The organism is Anoxybacillus sp. PDR2 (assembly GCF_009834045.1).
Lineage (GTDB): Bacteria > Bacillota > Bacilli > Bacillales > Anoxybacillaceae > Anoxybacteroides > Anoxybacteroides rupiense.
Genome location: NZ_CP047158.1, coordinates 2,984,457 through 3,002,365, shown reverse-complemented (window position 1 = coordinate 3,002,365; position 17,909 = coordinate 2,984,457). Strand labels below are relative to the sequence as shown.

The window sequence follows — 17,909 nt, the reverse complement described above, 5'->3', positions numbered from 1 at the left end:
TGAGAGTGGTGAAGCCAATGGACGAGCTCCTTCATCGTCTGCTCCACCGGAAAGATTTCCGGCAGCGATATGAGCAGCTAAAACATGAGATTTTGTCTCACCGAGAAGTACAGGCCTTTTTGCGGGAGCACAGGGATCAGGTCACAAACGTTATTTTGGAACGAGGTTTAATGAAATTATATGAGTTTATCCAACAAAGCAAAAATTGTGAGCGCTGTCCAAGCTTAGGCGAGTGCCGCAATCTTCTCAAGGGATACCATCCGCGTCTTGTGCTCCATGGAAATGCTATTGATATTCAATATGACCGTTGTCCAACGAAGATCAAGCATGATGAGCGGAAACGGCAGGAAGCGTTAATTCAAAGCTTATTTGTACCGCGCGAAATTTTACAGGCTTCGTTATCAGATGTCGATCTTGCCGATGACGGACGAATGAAGGCAATTGAGCGAGCGGAGCATTTTGTAGCAAATTATGAACCGGGAAAAAAGATCAAGGGGCTTTATTTATACGGTTCTTTTGGTGTTGGAAAAACTTATATTCTTGGAGCGATTGCCAACGCGCTGGCACAAAAAAAGGTGTCCTCTCTCATCGTCTACGTACCTGAATTTTTTCGTGAACTCAAGGGATCTTGGCAGGATCAAACGATGAACGAAAAATTGGATTATGTCAAAAAAGTTCCCGTCTTAATGCTGGACGATCTTGGCGCCGAATCCATGTCAAGCTGGGTGCGTGATGATTTGCTAGGTCCGATTTTGCAATACCGGATGCTGGAAAATCTTCCGACTTTTTTTACATCGAATTTTGATTTGCAGCAGTTAGCCCACCACTTAACGTATTCCCAAAGAGGCGAGGAAGAACAAATGAAAGCGGCGCGCCTGATGGAACGCATCCGTTATTTAGCAGATCCTGTGGAGATAAAAGGAAGAAATCGCCGTTTAGACTAAGCGAAGTGAACGGATCGCTTGTTTTTCTGATTCTAAATCAACGCGTCCTCCCATATATATAGAACAAGCATTCACTTACAAAGGGGGGACGACATTGATTGAGATTTACTTCGAACAGACAAGCGACGCAGAAAAATTTTTTGATCTTTTGCAAGAAAAAGTGAACGGGACAACCCGTCCCTATTTGCAATTGAAGTACGATGGAAATTCTTTAGTTACGATTGACATAGACCAATGTGTGGATGAAGCTATTTCATCGTGCGTGGCACCTGCGATTACGCAGTTTATTCTTCGTTTTATTGAAGATCGGCTGCTGCTGTCCATTATTTCTGGAACATTTTATTTTAAAAACGAGGAAGAGCAGTATCAAATTTTGCAATTAACTCATTCGTTCCTTGAGGGGGAACGATATGATTATCGAAGCGGGAAAAAAAGCACCATGTCGCGCGATGCGCTCATTATGAATGCACTTTTACCATTTTTAAAAGATAATCTTTCTTTTTCACTCACCTCGTTTGTTACATTCCGGCTGAAACGATATATGGAACGATTGAATCATTATGTCGAACTGGCCATTGATGAATATAAGCTAGAGCAAGAATATCAAAATTTTGTGCAAATACTGCGCGATTACGTGGCAGAACGGGAAGCCAAGTGGCGGATTGTTCATCTTGTTCATCGCTCTCCGGACTTTCTTTTTTTTGATGAACAGTTTCGCCATGTGACAAAAAAGGAGTTAACCCAGCTGATTGACCGCAATTTGCCTGTCAGTCAGCCGATGTATATCGATTCTTCTGTATTAGCGCCGCTTGTTTCGATTGCTCCTGAATTGGTATATGTCTATACTTCATGTGAAGATGACGGAATGATTCAAACGCTACAAAATGTGTTTCAAGAACGGCTTCGCTTTTGTAAACCGACGGATTTTGCCGATGCCCAGACGGCCATGTCGATAAATGATCGATCGACTTGATTTTTCTCATCAGACATTCTATAATAACGTACATAATGAAACATGTGGAAAAGTCATGATGAGGACATGGGTGTGTTTTTACGGTTTCCAGAGAGGGAAGGCTTTGGCTGTAACCTTCCTAACACGGAAAATGCACTTACCGCCTCGGAACTTCAGCAGTGAACGATTGTAGGAGTTATTTTTGCTTTTCTGCCGCCTTCCTCGAACAAGGACGCCAACAGGCAAATTCATTTGCAGTTCATTGTTCGAAGGGAGCCGTGCGGTTCGCTCGCCTGGCTGGTCGAGCATGTCGGCCGCGACAGAAAAGCTGTAGGCAGTCCAAACTCGCTGCGATCAAGTAATTGCTGACGGAAAGCACCGTTATGCGATTCGAGCCATCGCTATTCACTTGGGTTTTTGTTGCCGATTGGGTGAGAGAGCGGTGGGAAGAAGGGTGGAACCACGAATTCAACTCGTCCCTTATTGGAGGGGCGAGTTTTTTATTTTTATATGAATATTCAAAAAGGAGTGAAAAGCGATGTCAGAGATTATCCGTATTACATTTCCTGACGGGGCAGTGAAGGAGTTTCCAAAAGGAACGACAACGGAAGAAATTGCTGCTTCCATCAGCCCTGGATTGAAGAAAAAAGCCATTGCTGGAAAATTAAATGATACATTGCTTGATTTACGTACACCGATTCATCAAGATGGAGCGATTGCGATCATCACACAGGACATGCCAGAAGCGCTCGAAATTTTACGTCACAGTACAGCCCATTTAATGGCTCAGGCAATCAAGCGCTTGTACAAAAATGTAAAGCTGGGCGTTGGTCCAGTCATTGAGAATGGCTTCTATTACGATATTGATATGGAAGAATCATTGACACCAGAGGATCTTCCAAAAATTGAAAAAGAAATGCAAAAAATCGTGAAAGAAAACTTGGAGATTGTCCGCAAAGAGGTGGATCGCGAGGAAGCGATTCGCCGTTATGAAGAAATTGGCGACAATTTAAAACTTGAGCTAATCAACGACATTCCTGAAGGAGAAGTTGTTTCCATTTATGAACAAGGCGAATTTTTCGATCTTTGTCGCGGCATCCACGTGCCATCGACAGGAAAAATTAAGGAATTTAAGCTCTTAAGCATTGCGGGGGCGTATTGGCGCGGGGACAGCAAAAATAAAATGCTCCAGCGCATTTACGGCACGGCTTTCTTTAAAAAAGAGGATTTGGAAGCACATCTTCGTTTGCTGCAAGAAGCGAAGGAGCGTGATCACCGCAAACTTGGGAAGGAGCTTGAGCTCTTTACAACGTCGCAAAAAGTGGGACAAGGCCTGCCACTTTGGCTGCCGAAAGGTGCGACCATCCGCCGCACGATTGAACGATATATTGTGGATAAAGAGATAGAACTTGGCTATCAGCATGTGTATACACCAGTGCTTGGAAGCGTTGAGCTATATAAAACATCTGGACACTGGGATCATTATCAAGATGGCATGTTCCCGCCAATGGAGATGGATAACGAACAGCTCGTTCTTCGTCCGATGAACTGTCCGCATCATATGATGGTATACAAAAACAAAATCCATAGTTATCGCGAGCTGCCGATTCGCATTGCTGAGCTTGGAACGATGCATCGCTACGAAATGTCAGGGGCTTTGACAGGGCTGCAGCGCGTGCGCGGCATGACATTGAACGATGCCCATATTTTTGTTCGTCCAGATCAAATCAAAGACGAATTTAAACGAGTCGTCAACTTAATTCTTGAAGTATATAAAGATTTTGGCTTAAACGAATACTCATTCCGCTTGTCTTACCGCGACCCGCATGATAAAGAAAAATATTACGATGATGATGCGATGTGGGAAAAAGCGCAAAGCATGCTGCGTGAAGCGATGGACGAGCTTGGGCTTGAATATTATGAAGCGGAGGGAGAAGCGGCGTTTTATGGTCCAAAGCTAGATGTGCAAGTGCGCACGGCGCTTGGAAAGGATGAAACGCTGTCGACCGTTCAGCTTGATTTCTTGCTGCCGGAGCGTTTTGATTTAACATATATCGGCGAGGATGGAAAACCGCACCGACCAGTTGTCATCCATCGTGGCGTCGTGTCCACCATGGAACGCTTTGTCGCTTTCTTAATTGAAGAATATAAAGGAGCGTTCCCTGCATGGCTTGCTCCAGTGCAAGTGGAAGTCATTCCAGTATCGCCAGCCGTTCATGCCGACTACGCGCATCAAGTGAGAGAAGCGCTACAATCGCAAGGATTTCGCGTGGAAGTTGACGAACGCGATGAAAAAATTGGCTATAAAATTCGCGAAGCACAAATGCAAAAAATTCCGTACATGCTTGTTGTTGGAGACAACGAGGTAAAAGAGCAGGCTGTCAATGTCCGCAAATATGGCGAACAAAAAAGCGAAACGATGTCTCTTGCCGCTTTTATCGATGCATTAAAGGCAGAAGTGCGCCGTTGAAAAAAAGTGTTGCTAAAATAGAAAGAGTTAGATATAATAATATGCGTTGTGTTGAAAAATGCTTATATTGACATGCTGCTTCCAATATGGTAATCTATATAAGTCAAATTGAATACTTGTTTGTGACAAAAGCAGAAGCACCCGGCTTCTCACCTGTCTGACGCGGATCGCTGTTAGCGGGTTGTTACGGTTCGTCTATGAAAAGTCCGATCGTAAAAGCATGGGTGTCTTATGCACTCATGCTTTTTTGTATGCAAGGCTGCGAGTCTTCCAAAGCCCCGTATTCTTCATGAGTATATGGTGGAGAGGAAAGACAACGGCCAAGCAAAAATGAAACGCAGAAACGAGTGTTTCGCTTCGGTTTCCTAGCAAAGGGTGCATTATGCAAACAAGTCATTCGTAAAAAACCTTGGAGGTGGCTAGTTATTAGCAAAGATTTTATCGTTAACGAAAGCATTCGTGCGCGCGAAGTTCGTTTAATTGATCCAAACGGAGAGCAATTAGGCATTAAATCAAAACAAGAGGCGTTGGAAATTGCAGCCAGATTGAACCTTGATTTGGTTATGGTCGCGCCAAACGCTAAACCACCGGTATGCCGAATTATGGATTACGGCAAATTCCGTTTTGAGCAACAAAAGAAAGAAAAGGAAGCGCGTAAAAAGCAAAAAGTCATTAATGTGAAAGAGGTTCGTTTGAGCCCGACAATTGAAGAGCATGATTTTAATACGAAGCTTCGCAATGCGCGCAAATTCCTTGAAAAAGGCGATAAAGTAAAGGCAACCATTCGCTTTAAAGGGCGGGCTATTACCCACAAAGAAATTGGCCAGCGCGTGTTGGACCGTTTTTCTGAGGCCTGCGCTGATATTAGCGTTGTTGAATCTGCTCCGAAAATGGACGGACGCAGCATGTTTTTAGTGCTCGCACCGAAAAACGACAAATAACCGAACGAGGAGGATACACCCTATGCCAAAAATGAAAACTCACAGAGGCTCTGCAAAGCGTTTTAAAAAGACGGGTACTGGTAAATTGAAGCGTTCTCATGCGTTTACTAGCCACTTGTTTGCTAATAAAACTCAAAAGCAAAAACGCAAGCTTCGCAAAGGAACGCTTGTATCTTCTGGAGATTTTAAACGTATTCGTCAAATGTTAGACAACTTAAAATAATTTTTGGAATGAAACATAATCGTAGGAGGGAATAACAGATGCCACGTGTTAAAGGCGGAACAGTAACGCGCAGACGTCGCAAAAAAGTTCTTAAACTTGCAAAAGGCTATTTCGGTTCTAAGCATCGTTTATATAAAGTCGCAAACCAACAAGTAATGAAATCATTAATGTATGCATATCGCGACCGTCGTCAACGGAAACGCGATTTCCGCAAGCTTTGGATTACGCGTATCAACGCGGCAGCTCGCATGAACGGACTTTCTTACAGCCGTTTAATGCATGGCTTAAAGCTTGCTGGTGTAGAAGTAAACCGCAAAATGCTTGCTGAGTTGGCTGTAAACGATGCAGCAGCATTCGCGCAACTGGCTGATATTGCAAAAGCTAACTTAAATCAATAAAGAGACAGATGGAAGTTGTAGACAAAGTCGGTGTTGACTTTGTCTACAACCATTTTAAGTATCATGTATTTCCACATCAGGCCGGATGTAAAACGCTTAACCAAACATGGAACGAAGCCGGATGAAGACGCGAAGCGAACAAAAGAAGCTCATGAGCGGGCGAACGCGGTCATTGGCCCAAGATGCAAGCGTTGAACAACAGTCTGTGATGACCATTCTCCAAACGAGAATGGTCATTTTTTCATCAGCATGGTCATCCGGTCATGACTCAAGAGAGGTGGAGAGGAGCATGGAATGGTATATGGCGATTGTGAATGCCGTTAGCTTTTTAATAATGGGTCTTGATAAACAGAAGGCAAGAAAAGGGAAATGGCGGATTGCTGAGCGGACGATCTGGTTGTTTGCTCTTGCCGGAGGCGCAATCGGAGCAGCCATTGGCATGTATGGCTTTCACCATAAAACGCGACACCGCCTCTTTCGTTATGGATTGCCGCTTTTGGCTATTTTCGATATGCTTATTTATGTTATTCTTTATCAATAGCGGGGGAGAAGAAAATGAACGTACAAATGCTTTATTCATTGCAGCGCCAGCTTGATGAACGAATTGAGACACAGCATGGGCTGCAACATGAAAATCTTGTCGACCGGAAAGTGCTAGCTTTGCTTGTTGAGCTTGGAGAGCTCGCCAATGAAACACGCTGTTTTAAGTTTTGGAGTGTGAAGCCGCCAGCGCCGCAAGACAAAATATTAGAAGAATATGTGGATGGCTTGCACTTTATTCTATCGCTTGGTTTGGAATGCGGATTTGATTTTACAGCTGATGATCGAGTATCAGAGACTCGTTCGTTAGTTGAACAGTTTTTATTCGTTTTTCAAGCTGCCCACCAGTTTTATGAGGCCAAATCTTTGGCAAGCTACCAGCATTTATTTGCTGAATATTTGCGTTTAGGCAACCAACTAGGTTTTTCCCTTGAGCAAATGGAACAAGCCTATAGGAAAAAAAATGAAATTAATCACGAACGGCAAAATCAGAATTATTAACAAATTTTGTACATTGGTACTTCTTTTCGCTATAATGGGGATGAAGTACATATGAAAGGAGTTTGAATATGGCAAAGCTAGATCCGACGTTAACCATGCTAAAGGAATTAACCGATGCCAAAGGTGTGCCCGGCAATGAACGAGAAGTGCGGGAAGTCATGAAAAAATACATAGCTCCTTATGCCGATGAGGTCACAACAGACGGGCTCGGCAGTCTTGTCGCGAAAAAAGCAGGAAAAGAAAACGGTCCGAAAATTATGGTGGCTGGCCACCTTGATGAAGTCGGTTTTATGGTGACGCAAATTGATGAAAAAGGATTTATCCGCTTTCAGACGCTTGGAGGCTGGTGGGGACAAGTGATGCTCGCCCAGCGTGTCACCATCATCACGAAAAAAGGAGAAATCACCGGTGTGATCGGTTCAAAGCCACCGCATATTTTACCGCCGGAGGCGCGCAAAAAACCGGTCGAAATCAAAGATATGTTTATCGATATCGGCGCATCTAGCCGCGATGAAGCGATGGAATGGGGGGTGCGCCCGGGTGATTCGATCGTTCCGTATTTTGAATTTACGGTCATGAATAATGAAAAAATGTTGCTTGCAAAAGCGTGGGACAACCGTATTGGCTGTGCCATTGCCATTGATGTATTAAAGCAGCTGAAAGATGTCGAGCATCCGAACGTCGTTTATGGTGTTGGTACTGTTCAAGAAGAAGTCGGATTGCGCGGCGCGAAAACGTCGGCAAATTTCATTCAACCGGATATTGCGTTTGCTGTCGATGTCGGCATTGCTGGAGATACACCAGGTGTTTCGGAGAAAGAAGCGATGGGCAAACTCGGTGCTGGCCCGCATATCGTGCTATATGATGCGACGCTCGTGTCGCATAGAGGGTTGCGCGAGTTTGTCATTGATGTAGCAGAAGAATTAAATATCCCATACCATTTTGACGCGATGCCGGGCGGAGGAACGGATGCGGGCGCTATCCACCTGACGGCAAGCGGTGTTCCGGCGCTGACGATTGCCATCCCGACACGTTACATCCACTCGCATGCTGCGATGCTTCACCGCGACGATTATGAAAACACGGTGAAACTACTTGTCGAAGTGATTAAGCGCCTTGATGAAGCAAAAGTGAAAGAGATTACGTTTGATTGAGGAATAAACGGACTGTCATACGATGTAAGAAGAATGCTCCATTTCATACGATGGAGCATTTTTTGTTAAAAATGCTTGGAAATAATGGAAAGACGAACTCAATCCAATATGGGCTGTGAGGGGGAAAGTCAATGGCGTCTTTGAATGCATGGGATCCAAGTTTATATGATAAAAAGTTTCGTTTTGTTTCTGATCTCGGAAAAGGAGTCATTGAATGGCTGAATCCACAAGCAGGGGAGAGAATCCTTGATTTAGGTTGTGGCACGGGCGATTTGAGCTATGAAATTTCTAAATCAGGAGCCATTGTTGTCGGAATGGACGCATCTTCTGAAATGATTGCGAAAGCTCGTGAAAAGTATGAAGATATTTGCTTCATTGTAGACAACGGGGAGTCATTTCGAACAAGTGAGCTGTATGATGCAGTGTTTTCCAATGCAGCATTACATTGGATGAAAAATGTGGAGAAGGTGGTTGAATCCATTTTCCTGTCATTAAAGCCCAACGGAAAGTTTGTGGCTGAATTTGGTGGAAAAGGAAATATATCAGCGATTGTTCAAGCGATTCAAATGGTGCTAGCGCAGTACGCCGGAATTTATGAGAAGAGGAACCCGTGGTATTTTCCGAGCATTGGAGAGTATAGTGCGTTGCTTGAAAGGTATGGATTTCGCGTGTTGCACGCAATCCATTTTGACCGTCCAACTCCACTGGCTGATGGCGAACAAGGCCTTATCCACTGGCTTGATAGTTTTGCCGGCGATTTTTTTCTAGGAATCGATGTAGAAGAAAAGCTATTTCTCTATGAAAAAATAAAAGAATCACTAAAGCCTTATCTATGGAAGAGAGGAGAATGGGTGGCGGATTACAAGCGCATACGCATTGTCGCGGTGAAAGAACAGAAAGCCTTATGACCTTTTTAATTTTAAGGGAGGTGCCGATGATAAAAAAAGCGTGGCTATTCATCATGGCCTTTGTTATATTCATTGTTGCTTGTTCTCATCCAAAAGATGCGGAGAATCAACTTCCTGATAAAATACCTGTCACTATCAAAATCGTAGATCAAGACGGCCAATATTCTAAATTCTTGGTCCATGTCGTTTCAGAAGGATATCAAAACAAAGACATTGCTCATATTCCTCAAGTTCAATTGATGATTGTAAATAGTAAATCCCTTAAGTTGCATTTATATTCCGGCGTTACTTATACGTTTGAGGTTTCTCCTACTCACTACCGCACGATTGACGAGTATTTAAAAAATAAAAAAGAGGGCGTAAAGGATAGCAAGAAAGAACGGTTACCAACGGGGAAAACAACATTTACGCCTCATGCAAAAAATGCGGCATTAACCATTGATCTGAAATAGATAAACTGGATTATCAGCATTTGTCCCAAAATAGGCAGAGGATGAAACCGCTCGTCTTTGACTATTACAAAAATGGGAATGTTGTTTTGGAATCGTTCATGCGTTCCCATCTTTTCGTTCACAGATGCAACAACCGACATAAACAAAGACATCGACTTAAAAATCAGTCATAAAGAAAACGCCGTCCCGCTGCATCATTTGATGGAAAGCGGCGGGACGGACATTTTCGAGAGTCTGTTTTATTGTTTTACTGCCTGCTCAAGCGTCACTAGCATATCATTTTTTTGTTCCGGGGATGAGTGATTCCAAATCGCTTCAAACAAAACGCCAAGACCTGGCAAATATTTTTCCTCGCCGCGTTGGATCGCATCCATAATCGTATCTTCAAGCTGTTCTTTTGTATTGTTGGCTACATTGTGCATGACTGCATGCCGTAAATTTAGATCCAAATTCCTCACCTCGCTTTATGTATTACACATTTATTTTTGTCGTCGTTTTCGTTTATTATGTATAGTGATAGGCAAAAAAGAAAAGGAGAATGGAGATTGAAACGGATTGAATCGACAAAAAATCCGCAAGTAAAGCAATGGAAGAAGCTGCTGACAAGAAAAGAACGAGACAAGACAAGACTTTTTCTGATTGAAGGGTTCCATTTAGTGGAGGAAGCTTTAGCAAGCGGTGTTTCGCTTGTTCAATTGATCATTGAGGAAAGCAAGGCCATTCCTTCAGAATGGAATGTGGGCCATATTCCGATTACAGTTGTTACAGAAGGAGTAATGCGGGAGATCAGCGATACGGAAACCCCGCAAGGAATTGCGGCCGTATGCAGGCAATTAAGCGATGAATCGCTTGATTGGAGCAAAGCTAAGCTGCTTCTTGTGGATGCGGTGCAAGATCCGGGGAATGTGGGAACGATGATTCGCACAGCTGATGCGGCCGGCGTGGATGCTGTGATTCTTGGAGAGGGATGTGTAGATGTGTACAATCCGAAAGTCATTCGCGCTACACAAGGTTCGCTTTTTCATTTGCCGATCATCCGCGGTTCCCTTAGCAAATGGATGCAAACGTTAAAGGAAAAAAATATTCCAATTTACGGGACATCTTTAGAAAATGGCGATGATTATCGAAAAGTACACGCTAGCGGTGCGTTTGCTCTTCTTGTCGGCAATGAAGGAAGCGGCGTCAGCAAGGAATGGCTTGAGCAGACGACGAAAAATTTGTACATTCCTATTCATGGACAAGCTGAATCACTGAACGTGGCAGTGGCCACCGGGATTTTGCTTTACCATTTGCGGGGATAAACGTAAAAGATACACTACTGAATGAATCCTAAAAGAAACGATTCAATATGGAAAAGCATTGTTCCATGCGGTTATTGAACGGCTCGATGTACAAAATGCCCGAAATGGAACAAATGAAGAGGGGCATTGCTCATTTGCAAGGAGAGGTGAAGCGGTTCAAAGAAGACGCCTCTGCACAAAAAGAAGATGTGGCTATGTTAAAAAGAGAGAGTTCCAGTTTAACATCATCCACCGAGAAGTCTTCCATTTCTTAACGAGGGGGAGATGGGGAGGTTCATCAGAGGAACAAGCACGGCAAGTAGAGCGGCTTTCGGCTCACACAATGGAGCAAGAAGCTGATATAGTGGAATGGCGAAGCATGAGATAGTAATCGTATATGTTTGTTCCCTCAGCAGATAGTGGTTGCAACAGATGGATGGATTGCCTATAATATAAAAATAATGAAATAAGAAAAATAACGATGAAAGAGAAGAGTAGCTTGTCCCTCGCCATCCAGGGAGAAAACGCCGGAGACTGGGAGCGTTTTTATGGTAGAAGCAAGTGAATTCACCTCTGGAGTTGACGCTTGGACCATTTTGCTATTGCAAAATGTAAAGGCGTTCCGGCCATGGCCGTTATCGCAATGAAGTGAACAGCGCTTTTTCGCTGTTAACAAGGGTGGTACCGCGATTTCACTCGTCCCTTATGCAGGGGGCGAGTTTTTTATTTTTGCATAGAGGAGGTTTTTTCATGAAAGAACGTTTACAGCAGCTTCAGCAAGAGGCGCTTGAAAAAATTACGCAGGCGAATGACTTAAAAGCGCTCAATGAGGTGCGCGTAGCGTATCTCGGCAAAAAAGGACCGATTACCGAAGTGCTGCGCGGAATGGGAGCATTGTCTCCTGAGGAACGCCCGGTGATGGGGGCGCTTGTCAATGAGGTGCGTGAAGCGATCCAAACAGCAATCGAAGAAAAACAAGCAGAGCTTGAGCAACAGGAGGTCGAGAAAAAATTAGCAGCTGAAGCGATTGATGTAACGCTTCCAGGGCGTCCAGTGCGCCGAGGAAATCATCATCCTTTGACGCGCGTAATTGAAGAAATTGAAGATTTGTTTATCGGCATGGGGTATACGATTGCCGAAGGGCCAGAAGTCGAAAAAGACTATTACAACTTCGAGGCTCTCAATCTTCCGAAAGGTCATCCGGCGCGCGATATGCAAGATTCGTTCTATATTACAGAGGAAATTTTGCTGCGCACGCATACATCTCCGGTACAGGCGCGCACGATGGAGAAGCATCAAGGACGCGGTCCTGTGAAAATCATTTGCCCGGGAAAAGTATACCGACGGGACAACGACGATGCGACGCATTCACATCAGTTTACTCAAATTGAAGGGCTCGTTGTCGATGAGAACATCCGCATGAGCGATTTAAAAGGAACGCTGCGCGAGTTTGCCCGCAAGATGTTTGGCGAAGATCGCGACATTCGTTTTCGTCCAAGCTTTTTCCCGTTTACGGAGCCGTCTGTGGAAGTGGATGTCTCTTGCTTTAATTGTGGCGGCCATGGCTGTAACGTATGTAAAGGTACAGGCTGGATTGAAATTTTAGGGGCTGGAATGGTACATCCAAATGTATTAGAAATGGCCGGTTTTGATTCAAAAAAATATACCGGCTTTGCGTTCGGGATGGGGCCTGAACGCATCGCGATGCTGAAATACGGCATTGACGACATCCGCCATTTCTATCAAAACGATGTTCGTTTCTTGCAACAATTCAACCGGGTGTAAAGGGAGGTTTGATGGATGTTTGTTTCATATAAATGGCTGCAGGAATATGTTGATTTAACAGGAGTAACAGCAAAAGAATTAGCAGACCGCATCACGAAAAGCGGAATCGAAGTGGAAAGTGTTGAAGTGTTAAACAAAGGGGCGAAAGGCGTCGTGATCGGCCATGTCGTGGAGCGTGACCAGCATCCAAACGCCGATAAATTAAGCAAATGCCTCGTCGATGTTGGTGAGGGAGAACCGGTGCAAATCATTTGCGGCGCTCCGAATGTCGCTAAAGGACAAAAAGTAGCGGTCGCAAAGGTCGGCGCGGTATTGCCAGGCAATTTCAAAATTAAACGTGCGAAATTGCGCGGTGAAGAATCAAATGGAATGATTTGCTCATTGCAGGAGCTTGGCATCGAGTCGAAACTTGTGCCAAAAGAGTACGCTGACGGTATTTTTGTGTTTCCTAGCGATGCTCCGGTGGGAGCCGATGCGCTTGAACTGCTCCATTTGGATGATGAAGTGTTGGAGCTTGGTTTGACGCCGAACCGAGCGGATTGTTTAAGCGTGATCGGTGTCGCTTATGAAGTGGCTGCGATTTTAGGCCGAAGCGTGAAGCTGCCTGAGAGGACGATTCATGAAAATCATGAAGATGTTCACCAGTACATTTCTGTGCGCGTCGATGCACAAGAGGATAATCCTCTTTATGCCGGACGAATTGTAAAAAACGTCAAAATTGGCCCATCACCGCTTTGGATGCAAGCGCGCTTGATGGCAGCCGGCATTCGTCCACACAATAACGTTGTTGATATTACAAACTACATTTTGCTTGAGTACGGCCAACCGCTTCATGCTTTTGATTATGACCGCCTTGGCTCCAAAGAGATTGTCGTCCGCCGCGCGAAAGCGGGTGAAACAATGGTAACGCTAGACGATGTCAAACGAACATTAACCGACGATCATCTTGTTATTACGAACGGAAGCGAGCCAGTTGCGTTAGCCGGAGTGATGGGCGGCGCGAATTCCGAAGTGCAAAATGATACGAAGACGGTATTTATTGAATCGGCCTATTTTACAAGTCCGATTATCCGTCAAGCGGTAAAAGACCATGGCTTGCGCAGCGAAGCGAGCACGCGCTTTGAGAAAGGGATCGATCCAGCGCGTACGAAGGAAGCGCTGGACCGTGCAGCCGCGTTAATGGCGGAGTACGCAGGCGGTGAAGTGGTTGGTGGCGTAGTGGAAGCAAATGCATGGCAGCCGAAAGAAGTGACGGTCACCATTACGCTTGATCGCATTAATCAAGTGCTTGGCACAGCGATTACGAAAGAAGAAGTGGCCCATATTTTGACGAACTTGCAATTTGCTTTCACGGAAGATAACCAAACGTTTACGGTAACTGTCCCATCACGGCGCCGTGATATCGCCATTGAAGAAGATATCATTGAAGAAGTGGCACGTCTGTACGGCTATGACAACTTGCCGGCCACTCTCCCAGTTGCTGAAGCCACTCCAGGCAAGCTGACCGCATATCAGGCGAAACGCCGCAAAGTGCGCCGTTATTTAGAAGATGCTGGCTTATTCCAAGCGATTACGTACTCGCTCACCAATGAGGCGAAGGCGACGATGTTTGCGCTTGAGGCTGCCGCGCCGATTCGTTTGGCCCTACCGATGAGCGAAGAGCGAAGTGTTCTGCGGCAGAGCCTGGTGCCTCATCTGTTAGAAGCAGCCAGCTATAACCGCGCTCGCCAAGTCGAAAACGTATCGTTATACGAGATCGGCTCTGTCTATTTGACAAACAGCGAGAGCGAGCTGCCAAACGAAAAAGAACGTCTTGCTGGAGTGATGACAGGGGCGTGGCATGTGCACTTATGGCAAGGAGAGAAAAAAGCGGTTGATTTCTATGTAATCAAGGGAATTTTAGATGGATTGTTTGCGCTGTTAGGATTAGAGAAACGCATCGAATACAAGCAAGCGAAACGCGAACATCTTCATCCGGGAAGAACAGCCGATATTTTGTTAGACAGCCAAACGATCGGCTTTGTCGGTCAGCTTCACCCGATTGTGCAAAAAGATTTTGATTTGAAAGAAACATATGTGTTTGAGCTTGCGTTAGCGGACGTATTAAACACCGATGTCGCGGAAATCCGCTATGCGGCGATTCCGCGCTTCCCATCGATCGCGCGCGACATTGCCCTTGTCGTCGACGAACATGTCGTCGCTGGCGAGGTGCAAAAAGCGATTGTCGCAGCGGGCGGCGCGCTGTTGAAAGACGTCGCGATTTTCGACGTGTATAAAGGCGACCGCCTCCCAGACGGGAAAAAATCAATCGCCTTTGCGCTCCGTTACTACGACCCAGAGCGAACGCTTACTGATGAAGAAGTTACGGCTGTTCACGAACAAGTCATTAAAGCAGTGGAACAACAATTCGGCGCTACGTTGCGTGGATAAAAAGGAAATCCCCATCTTATGCCAAGGCGTAGGATGGGGGTTTTTATCATCATGAACTTTTCCGTACTAAAAATAACTTACCTCCCACTGTTGAAAAATAGAATCTGTTTTTGAATATATGTCCCAGCTTGATTATTCGATTTATATCGCTCTCCAATAGATCCAATACCGAAAGCTTATACCGATTTTTCAATCTGAGTCAATCGATCTTTATATTTTTTTGATTCCATGTGTCATTTTTTTGATATAATACCAGTTCAGAGAAATTAAACTTATAGGTCCCCCTCTCTTTATTTTATGGAATAATTTTGAAACCTATTGCAGCCTATGTTCGTTATTATGGAGGGAGGGGAATGGATGAACATGATCTCATATCTTATGAGGCTGTCTTGATCGAAGCATGGCTGTTCTATGATTTGAAAAAAGAGAATTCGTTGATAGGTCCATTCATAGGGAACCGTGTAGCGATTTTTTGCTTTTTCTTGGCGCTTGGAGGATGGCTTCATGCAGGACAGCAAGAAAGAAGGGATCAGAAAACGAGGCAAAGGAGAGAAAAAGCTTATGAACCCGCTTTTGCAGTTAAAGAATGTCCGAAAAGATATTGGAAGTAAAACGATTATTCATGATTTGTCACTCGAGGTATTTGCCGGTGAAGTATTTGGCTTTCTTGGGCCGAATGGAGCCGGAAAAACGACAACCATCCGGATGATTGTGGGATTAATGGATATTACGAGCGGCGAAGTGCTGATCAATGGCATCGATGTCGCTAAAAATTTTGAAAAAGCGATTCGGTATGTTGGCGCTATCGTTGAAAATCCAGAAATGTATAAATTTTTGACTGGGTACCAAAACTTGCTGCACTATGCCCGGATGACAAGTGGAGTGACGAAAGACAGAATTGATGAAGTGATCAAACTAGTAGGATTAGAGCATCGCATTCACGACAAGGCCAAAACATATTCACTCGGTATGCGGCAGCGTTTAGGACTCGCCCAAGCACTGCTTCATCGTCCCTCTCTGCTTATTTTAGACGAACCGACAAATGGACTTGATCCTGCGGGTATTCGTGAAATTCGCGATTATTTACGGAAGCTGGCCAGAGAAGAAGGATTGGGAATTGTTGTATCCAGCCACCTTTTATCTGAAATGGAGATGATGTGCGACCGTTTTGCGATCATCCAGCATGGAAAGCTAGTGACGATTGAAGCGGTACAGGAGCTGTCAAAACAAGCGCAAAAGGTATTATGGATCGTAGACCCGATTGAAAAAGCGGCACAGGTGGTTCAAGAACGCTTTCCTCACTATCATATTCAGCAAAATGGGCAAGGGATAGAAGTGGACATCGATTATCACGACATTCCAAAGCTCAATGCCGCTTTAGTAGCCGAACATGTCCAAGTATACGGAATTCAGGTGCTAGCAAAATCGCTGGAAGAAAGATTTCTTGAAATGACGGGAGGAAACGAAATTGTCTAACTTTTTTTCACTTATTCGCAATGAAAACATGAAAATTTATTATCGGTTTGGCACATGGTTTATGATTGGGTTGCTCGTGCTAGTTGCCGTTGCCGGTGCGATTATCGTCAAAACAAGCTATCGCGAACCGACGGACTGGAGAAAGGAGGTAACAGCAGAGACTGCTAGTTTTAAAGCAAGTTTAGAAGAAGGGAATATTTCAAAAACATATAAAGATTATTTAACACAGCAGCTGAAAATTAACGAATATCGTCTAAAACATGATATTAAACCGATCGCGTCCAATACATTTTGGGGATATCTTGAAAGCTCGGCTGGCATGATTTCTCTTGTTACGTTGTTTACAATCATTGTCGCCGCAGGAAGTGTGGCTAGCGAGTTTTCATGGGGAACGATTAAACTGCTGCTGATCCGGCCGACAAACCGCGCTAAAATTTTGCTTTCGAAATACATGGCTGCTTTGTTGTTTGCGATTGGGTTGCTCGTTCTTTTGTTTGCGGTTTCCGCGATAAGCGGCGCTGCCCTTTTTGGGATCGAGACGATCAAAGAGCCGTATTTAGCGTATCAAAACGGCGAGGTCGTAGAAAAGAGCATGATATGGTATGTATTGCAAATGTATGCGCTCAATTGCGCTGACTTAGTGATGATGACCACTTTCGCTTTTATGATTTCGACCGTTTTTCGCAATCAATCGCTTGCGATTGGCTTAGCCACTTTTTCCTTATTTATTGGTCCGCAGATCACATATTTCTTAGCGATGAAATTTGACTGGGCTAAATATTTGTTGTTTGCCAATACCAATTTGTCCCAATATCTTGATGGAATGCCGATGGTCGAAGGAATGACGATGTCGTTTTCGATTATGATGCTGCTTCTTTATTTTCTCGTGTTTAATGCACTTGCATGGTTGATTTTTCAAAAGCGTGACATCGCTGCTTAAAAGAGGAGGACACGAACGATACAAGTTTGAGAAAGGATGCCGAATTTTAAAGGCATCCTTTTATGCTGGAAAAGCAGCGATTGGCTTTAAAGCTCATTCGGTGATTGGATCTTTGCAAACGGCTTTTCTTTTCGAAAAAATCATTTGGATAGCAACATCATCCACTGAAAAGTCTTCCACTTCTTTAACCAAGTGTCGGTGGGAGACATACATTTATCGGGGGTTCCGAAGCACCTGCTTGACGAACTCCCCTACGTTTTGGACATGAGAGCATCGCTGTCGTCAAAATTTGAAAGTAAGAGCATATGATTAAGAATGGCCGCCCCCATATTCTGAAGGTTACACGCTATAAGCCTCGCATAAGAATGCTATTGCGACATAAAATATATGTGCGGTTTTTTGGCGTCTCCGATTTCATCTCATTCTTTCGCTTTTTATTATGGCATGATCAATATTTTTCTCATTGACTTTTTCGAGTGTAATAGTTATATTGTTTAACAGTTAAATAGTTTAAC

18 protein-coding genes and 2 other annotated features are annotated in these 17,909 nt (G+C 44.3%); of the genes, 17 read left to right on the top strand and 1 reads right to left on the bottom strand.

Annotated elements, in window-relative coordinates:
- Positions 1-17: 17 nt before the first annotated feature.
- The 11 genes from dnaI to GRQ40_RS14390 all read left to right on the top strand — a co-directional run bounded on the left by dnaI (position 18) and on the right by GRQ40_RS14390 (position 9,483).
- Positions 18-944 (top strand): primosomal protein DnaI, encoded by a 927-nt coding sequence (gene dnaI / locus GRQ40_RS14440; RefSeq protein ID WP_221212038.1) that lies wholly within the window; start codon positions 18-20, stop codon positions 942-944.
- Positions 945-1,038: 94 nt separating this feature from the next.
- Positions 1,039-1,917: a putative sporulation protein YtxC gene (gene ytxC / locus GRQ40_RS14435; RefSeq protein ID WP_159720248.1), complete on the top strand. Its 879-nt coding sequence runs from the start codon at positions 1,039-1,041 to the stop codon at positions 1,915-1,917.
- Positions 1,918-2,434: 517 nt separating this feature from the next.
- Positions 2,435-4,366 carry a threonine--tRNA ligase gene (gene thrS, locus GRQ40_RS14430; protein WP_080862081.1) on the top strand — a complete coding sequence of 644 codons (1,932 nt, stop codon included), beginning with the start codon at positions 2,435-2,437 and terminating at the stop codon, positions 4,364-4,366.
- Positions 4,367-4,489: 123 nt separating this feature from the next.
- Positions 4,490-4,621, top strand: a sequence feature (ribosomal protein L20 leader region).
- A gap of 140 nt (positions 4,622-4,761) precedes the next feature.
- Positions 4,762-5,307, top strand: coding sequence for a translation initiation factor IF-3 (infC, locus tag GRQ40_RS14425; protein WP_080862150.1), 546 nt, complete (start codon positions 4,762-4,764; stop codon positions 5,305-5,307).
- Positions 5,308-5,329: 22 nt separating this feature from the next.
- A complete protein-coding gene (gene rpmI, locus GRQ40_RS14420) occupies positions 5,330-5,530 on the top strand; it encodes a 50S ribosomal protein L35 (protein ID WP_044745967.1) in 201 nt (66 codons plus the stop codon).
- A gap of 38 nt (positions 5,531-5,568) precedes the next feature.
- Complete coding sequence (gene rplT, locus GRQ40_RS14415; RefSeq protein WP_159720247.1) at positions 5,569-5,928, top strand: 50S ribosomal protein L20; 360 nt, start codon at positions 5,569-5,571, stop codon at positions 5,926-5,928.
- 121 nt (positions 5,929-6,049) lie between these two features.
- Positions 6,050-6,469, top strand: coding sequence for a DUF1294 domain-containing protein (locus GRQ40_RS19060; protein WP_311975576.1), 420 nt, complete (start codon positions 6,050-6,052; stop codon positions 6,467-6,469).
- Between the two features lie 14 nt (positions 6,470-6,483).
- Positions 6,484-6,969 carry a dUTP diphosphatase gene (locus tag GRQ40_RS14405; RefSeq protein ID WP_044745970.1) on the top strand — a complete coding sequence of 162 codons (486 nt, stop codon included), beginning with the start codon at positions 6,484-6,486 and terminating at the stop codon, positions 6,967-6,969.
- Between the two features lie 68 nt (positions 6,970-7,037).
- On the top strand, positions 7,038-8,123 hold the full coding sequence (locus tag GRQ40_RS14400) for a M42 family metallopeptidase (RefSeq protein WP_044745971.1): 1,086 nt from the start codon (positions 7,038-7,040) through the stop codon (positions 8,121-8,123).
- A 131-nt stretch (positions 8,124-8,254) separates the two neighbouring features.
- Positions 8,255-9,031 (top strand): class I SAM-dependent methyltransferase, encoded by a 777-nt coding sequence (locus GRQ40_RS14395; RefSeq protein ID WP_172798664.1) that lies wholly within the window; start codon positions 8,255-8,257, stop codon positions 9,029-9,031.
- A gap of 26 nt (positions 9,032-9,057) precedes the next feature.
- Positions 9,058-9,483, top strand: coding sequence for a hypothetical protein (locus tag GRQ40_RS14390; RefSeq protein ID WP_159720246.1), 426 nt, complete (start codon positions 9,058-9,060; stop codon positions 9,481-9,483).
- A gap of 239 nt (positions 9,484-9,722) precedes the next feature.
- Here GRQ40_RS14390 and sspI read toward each other — a convergent pair whose 3' ends face one another.
- Positions 9,723-9,932: a small acid-soluble spore protein SspI gene (gene sspI / locus GRQ40_RS14385; RefSeq protein WP_044742995.1), complete on the bottom strand. Its 210-nt coding sequence runs from the start codon at positions 9,930-9,932 to the stop codon at positions 9,723-9,725.
- Between the two features lie 96 nt (positions 9,933-10,028).
- On the opposite strand from sspI, the gene GRQ40_RS14380 reads away from it, so the two are divergent.
- From GRQ40_RS14380 to GRQ40_RS14355, 6 genes are all read left to right on the top strand, one after another.
- Positions 10,029-10,784 (top strand): TrmH family RNA methyltransferase, encoded by a 756-nt coding sequence (locus GRQ40_RS14380; RefSeq protein WP_066146382.1) that lies wholly within the window; start codon positions 10,029-10,031, stop codon positions 10,782-10,784.
- Positions 10,785-10,831: 47 nt separating this feature from the next.
- Positions 10,832-11,038: a hypothetical protein gene (locus GRQ40_RS14375; protein ID WP_080862086.1), complete on the top strand. Its 207-nt coding sequence runs from the start codon at positions 10,832-10,834 to the stop codon at positions 11,036-11,038.
- A 197-nt stretch (positions 11,039-11,235) separates the two neighbouring features.
- Positions 11,236-11,470, top strand: a binding site (T-box leader).
- A gap of 43 nt (positions 11,471-11,513) precedes the next feature.
- Positions 11,514-12,548, top strand: coding sequence for a phenylalanine--tRNA ligase subunit alpha (pheS, locus tag GRQ40_RS14370; protein ID WP_044742992.1), 1,035 nt, complete (start codon positions 11,514-11,516; stop codon positions 12,546-12,548).
- A gap of 15 nt (positions 12,549-12,563) precedes the next feature.
- On the top strand, positions 12,564-14,978 hold the full coding sequence (pheT, locus tag GRQ40_RS14365) for a phenylalanine--tRNA ligase subunit beta (protein WP_159720245.1): 2,415 nt from the start codon (positions 12,564-12,566) through the stop codon (positions 14,976-14,978).
- 561 nt (positions 14,979-15,539) lie between these two features.
- Positions 15,540-16,454, top strand: coding sequence for an ABC transporter ATP-binding protein (locus tag GRQ40_RS14360; RefSeq protein WP_159720900.1), 915 nt, complete (start codon positions 15,540-15,542; stop codon positions 16,452-16,454).
- Positions 16,447-17,394 carry an ABC transporter permease gene (locus tag GRQ40_RS14355; protein ID WP_066146372.1) on the top strand — a complete coding sequence of 316 codons (948 nt, stop codon included), beginning with the start codon at positions 16,447-16,449 and terminating at the stop codon, positions 17,392-17,394. The genes GRQ40_RS14360 and GRQ40_RS14355 overlap by 8 nt, the downstream gene beginning before the upstream one ends.
- Positions 17,395-17,909 lie beyond the last annotated feature (515 nt).

Coding starts and splice junctions, on each gene's coding strand:
- dnaI (WP_221212038.1), top strand. CDS start 18: ATGGACGAGCTCCTTCATCGTCTGCTCCACCGGAAAGATTTCCGGCAG.
- thrS (WP_080862081.1), top strand. CDS start 2,435: ATGTCAGAGATTATCCGTATTACATTTCCTGACGGGGCAGTGAAGGAG.
- rpmI (WP_044745967.1), top strand. CDS start 5,330: ATGCCAAAAATGAAAACTCACAGAGGCTCTGCAAAGCGTTTTAAAAAG.
- rplT (WP_159720247.1), top strand. CDS start 5,569: ATGCCACGTGTTAAAGGCGGAACAGTAACGCGCAGACGTCGCAAAAAA.
- GRQ40_RS19060 (WP_311975576.1), top strand. CDS start 6,050: ATGAAGACGCGAAGCGAACAAAAGAAGCTCATGAGCGGGCGAACGCGG.
- GRQ40_RS14405 (WP_044745970.1), top strand. CDS start 6,484: ATGAACGTACAAATGCTTTATTCATTGCAGCGCCAGCTTGATGAACGA.
- GRQ40_RS14400 (WP_044745971.1), top strand. CDS start 7,038: ATGGCAAAGCTAGATCCGACGTTAACCATGCTAAAGGAATTAACCGAT.
- GRQ40_RS14395 (WP_172798664.1), top strand. CDS start 8,255: ATGGCGTCTTTGAATGCATGGGATCCAAGTTTATATGATAAAAAGTTT.
- GRQ40_RS14390 (WP_159720246.1), top strand. CDS start 9,058: ATGATAAAAAAAGCGTGGCTATTCATCATGGCCTTTGTTATATTCATT.
- GRQ40_RS14375 (WP_080862086.1), top strand. CDS start 10,832: ATGGAAAAGCATTGTTCCATGCGGTTATTGAACGGCTCGATGTACAAA.
- pheS (WP_044742992.1), top strand. CDS start 11,514: ATGAAAGAACGTTTACAGCAGCTTCAGCAAGAGGCGCTTGAAAAAATT.
- pheT (WP_159720245.1), top strand. CDS start 12,564: ATGTTTGTTTCATATAAATGGCTGCAGGAATATGTTGATTTAACAGGA.
- GRQ40_RS14360 (WP_159720900.1), top strand. CDS start 15,540: ATGAACCCGCTTTTGCAGTTAAAGAATGTCCGAAAAGATATTGGAAGT.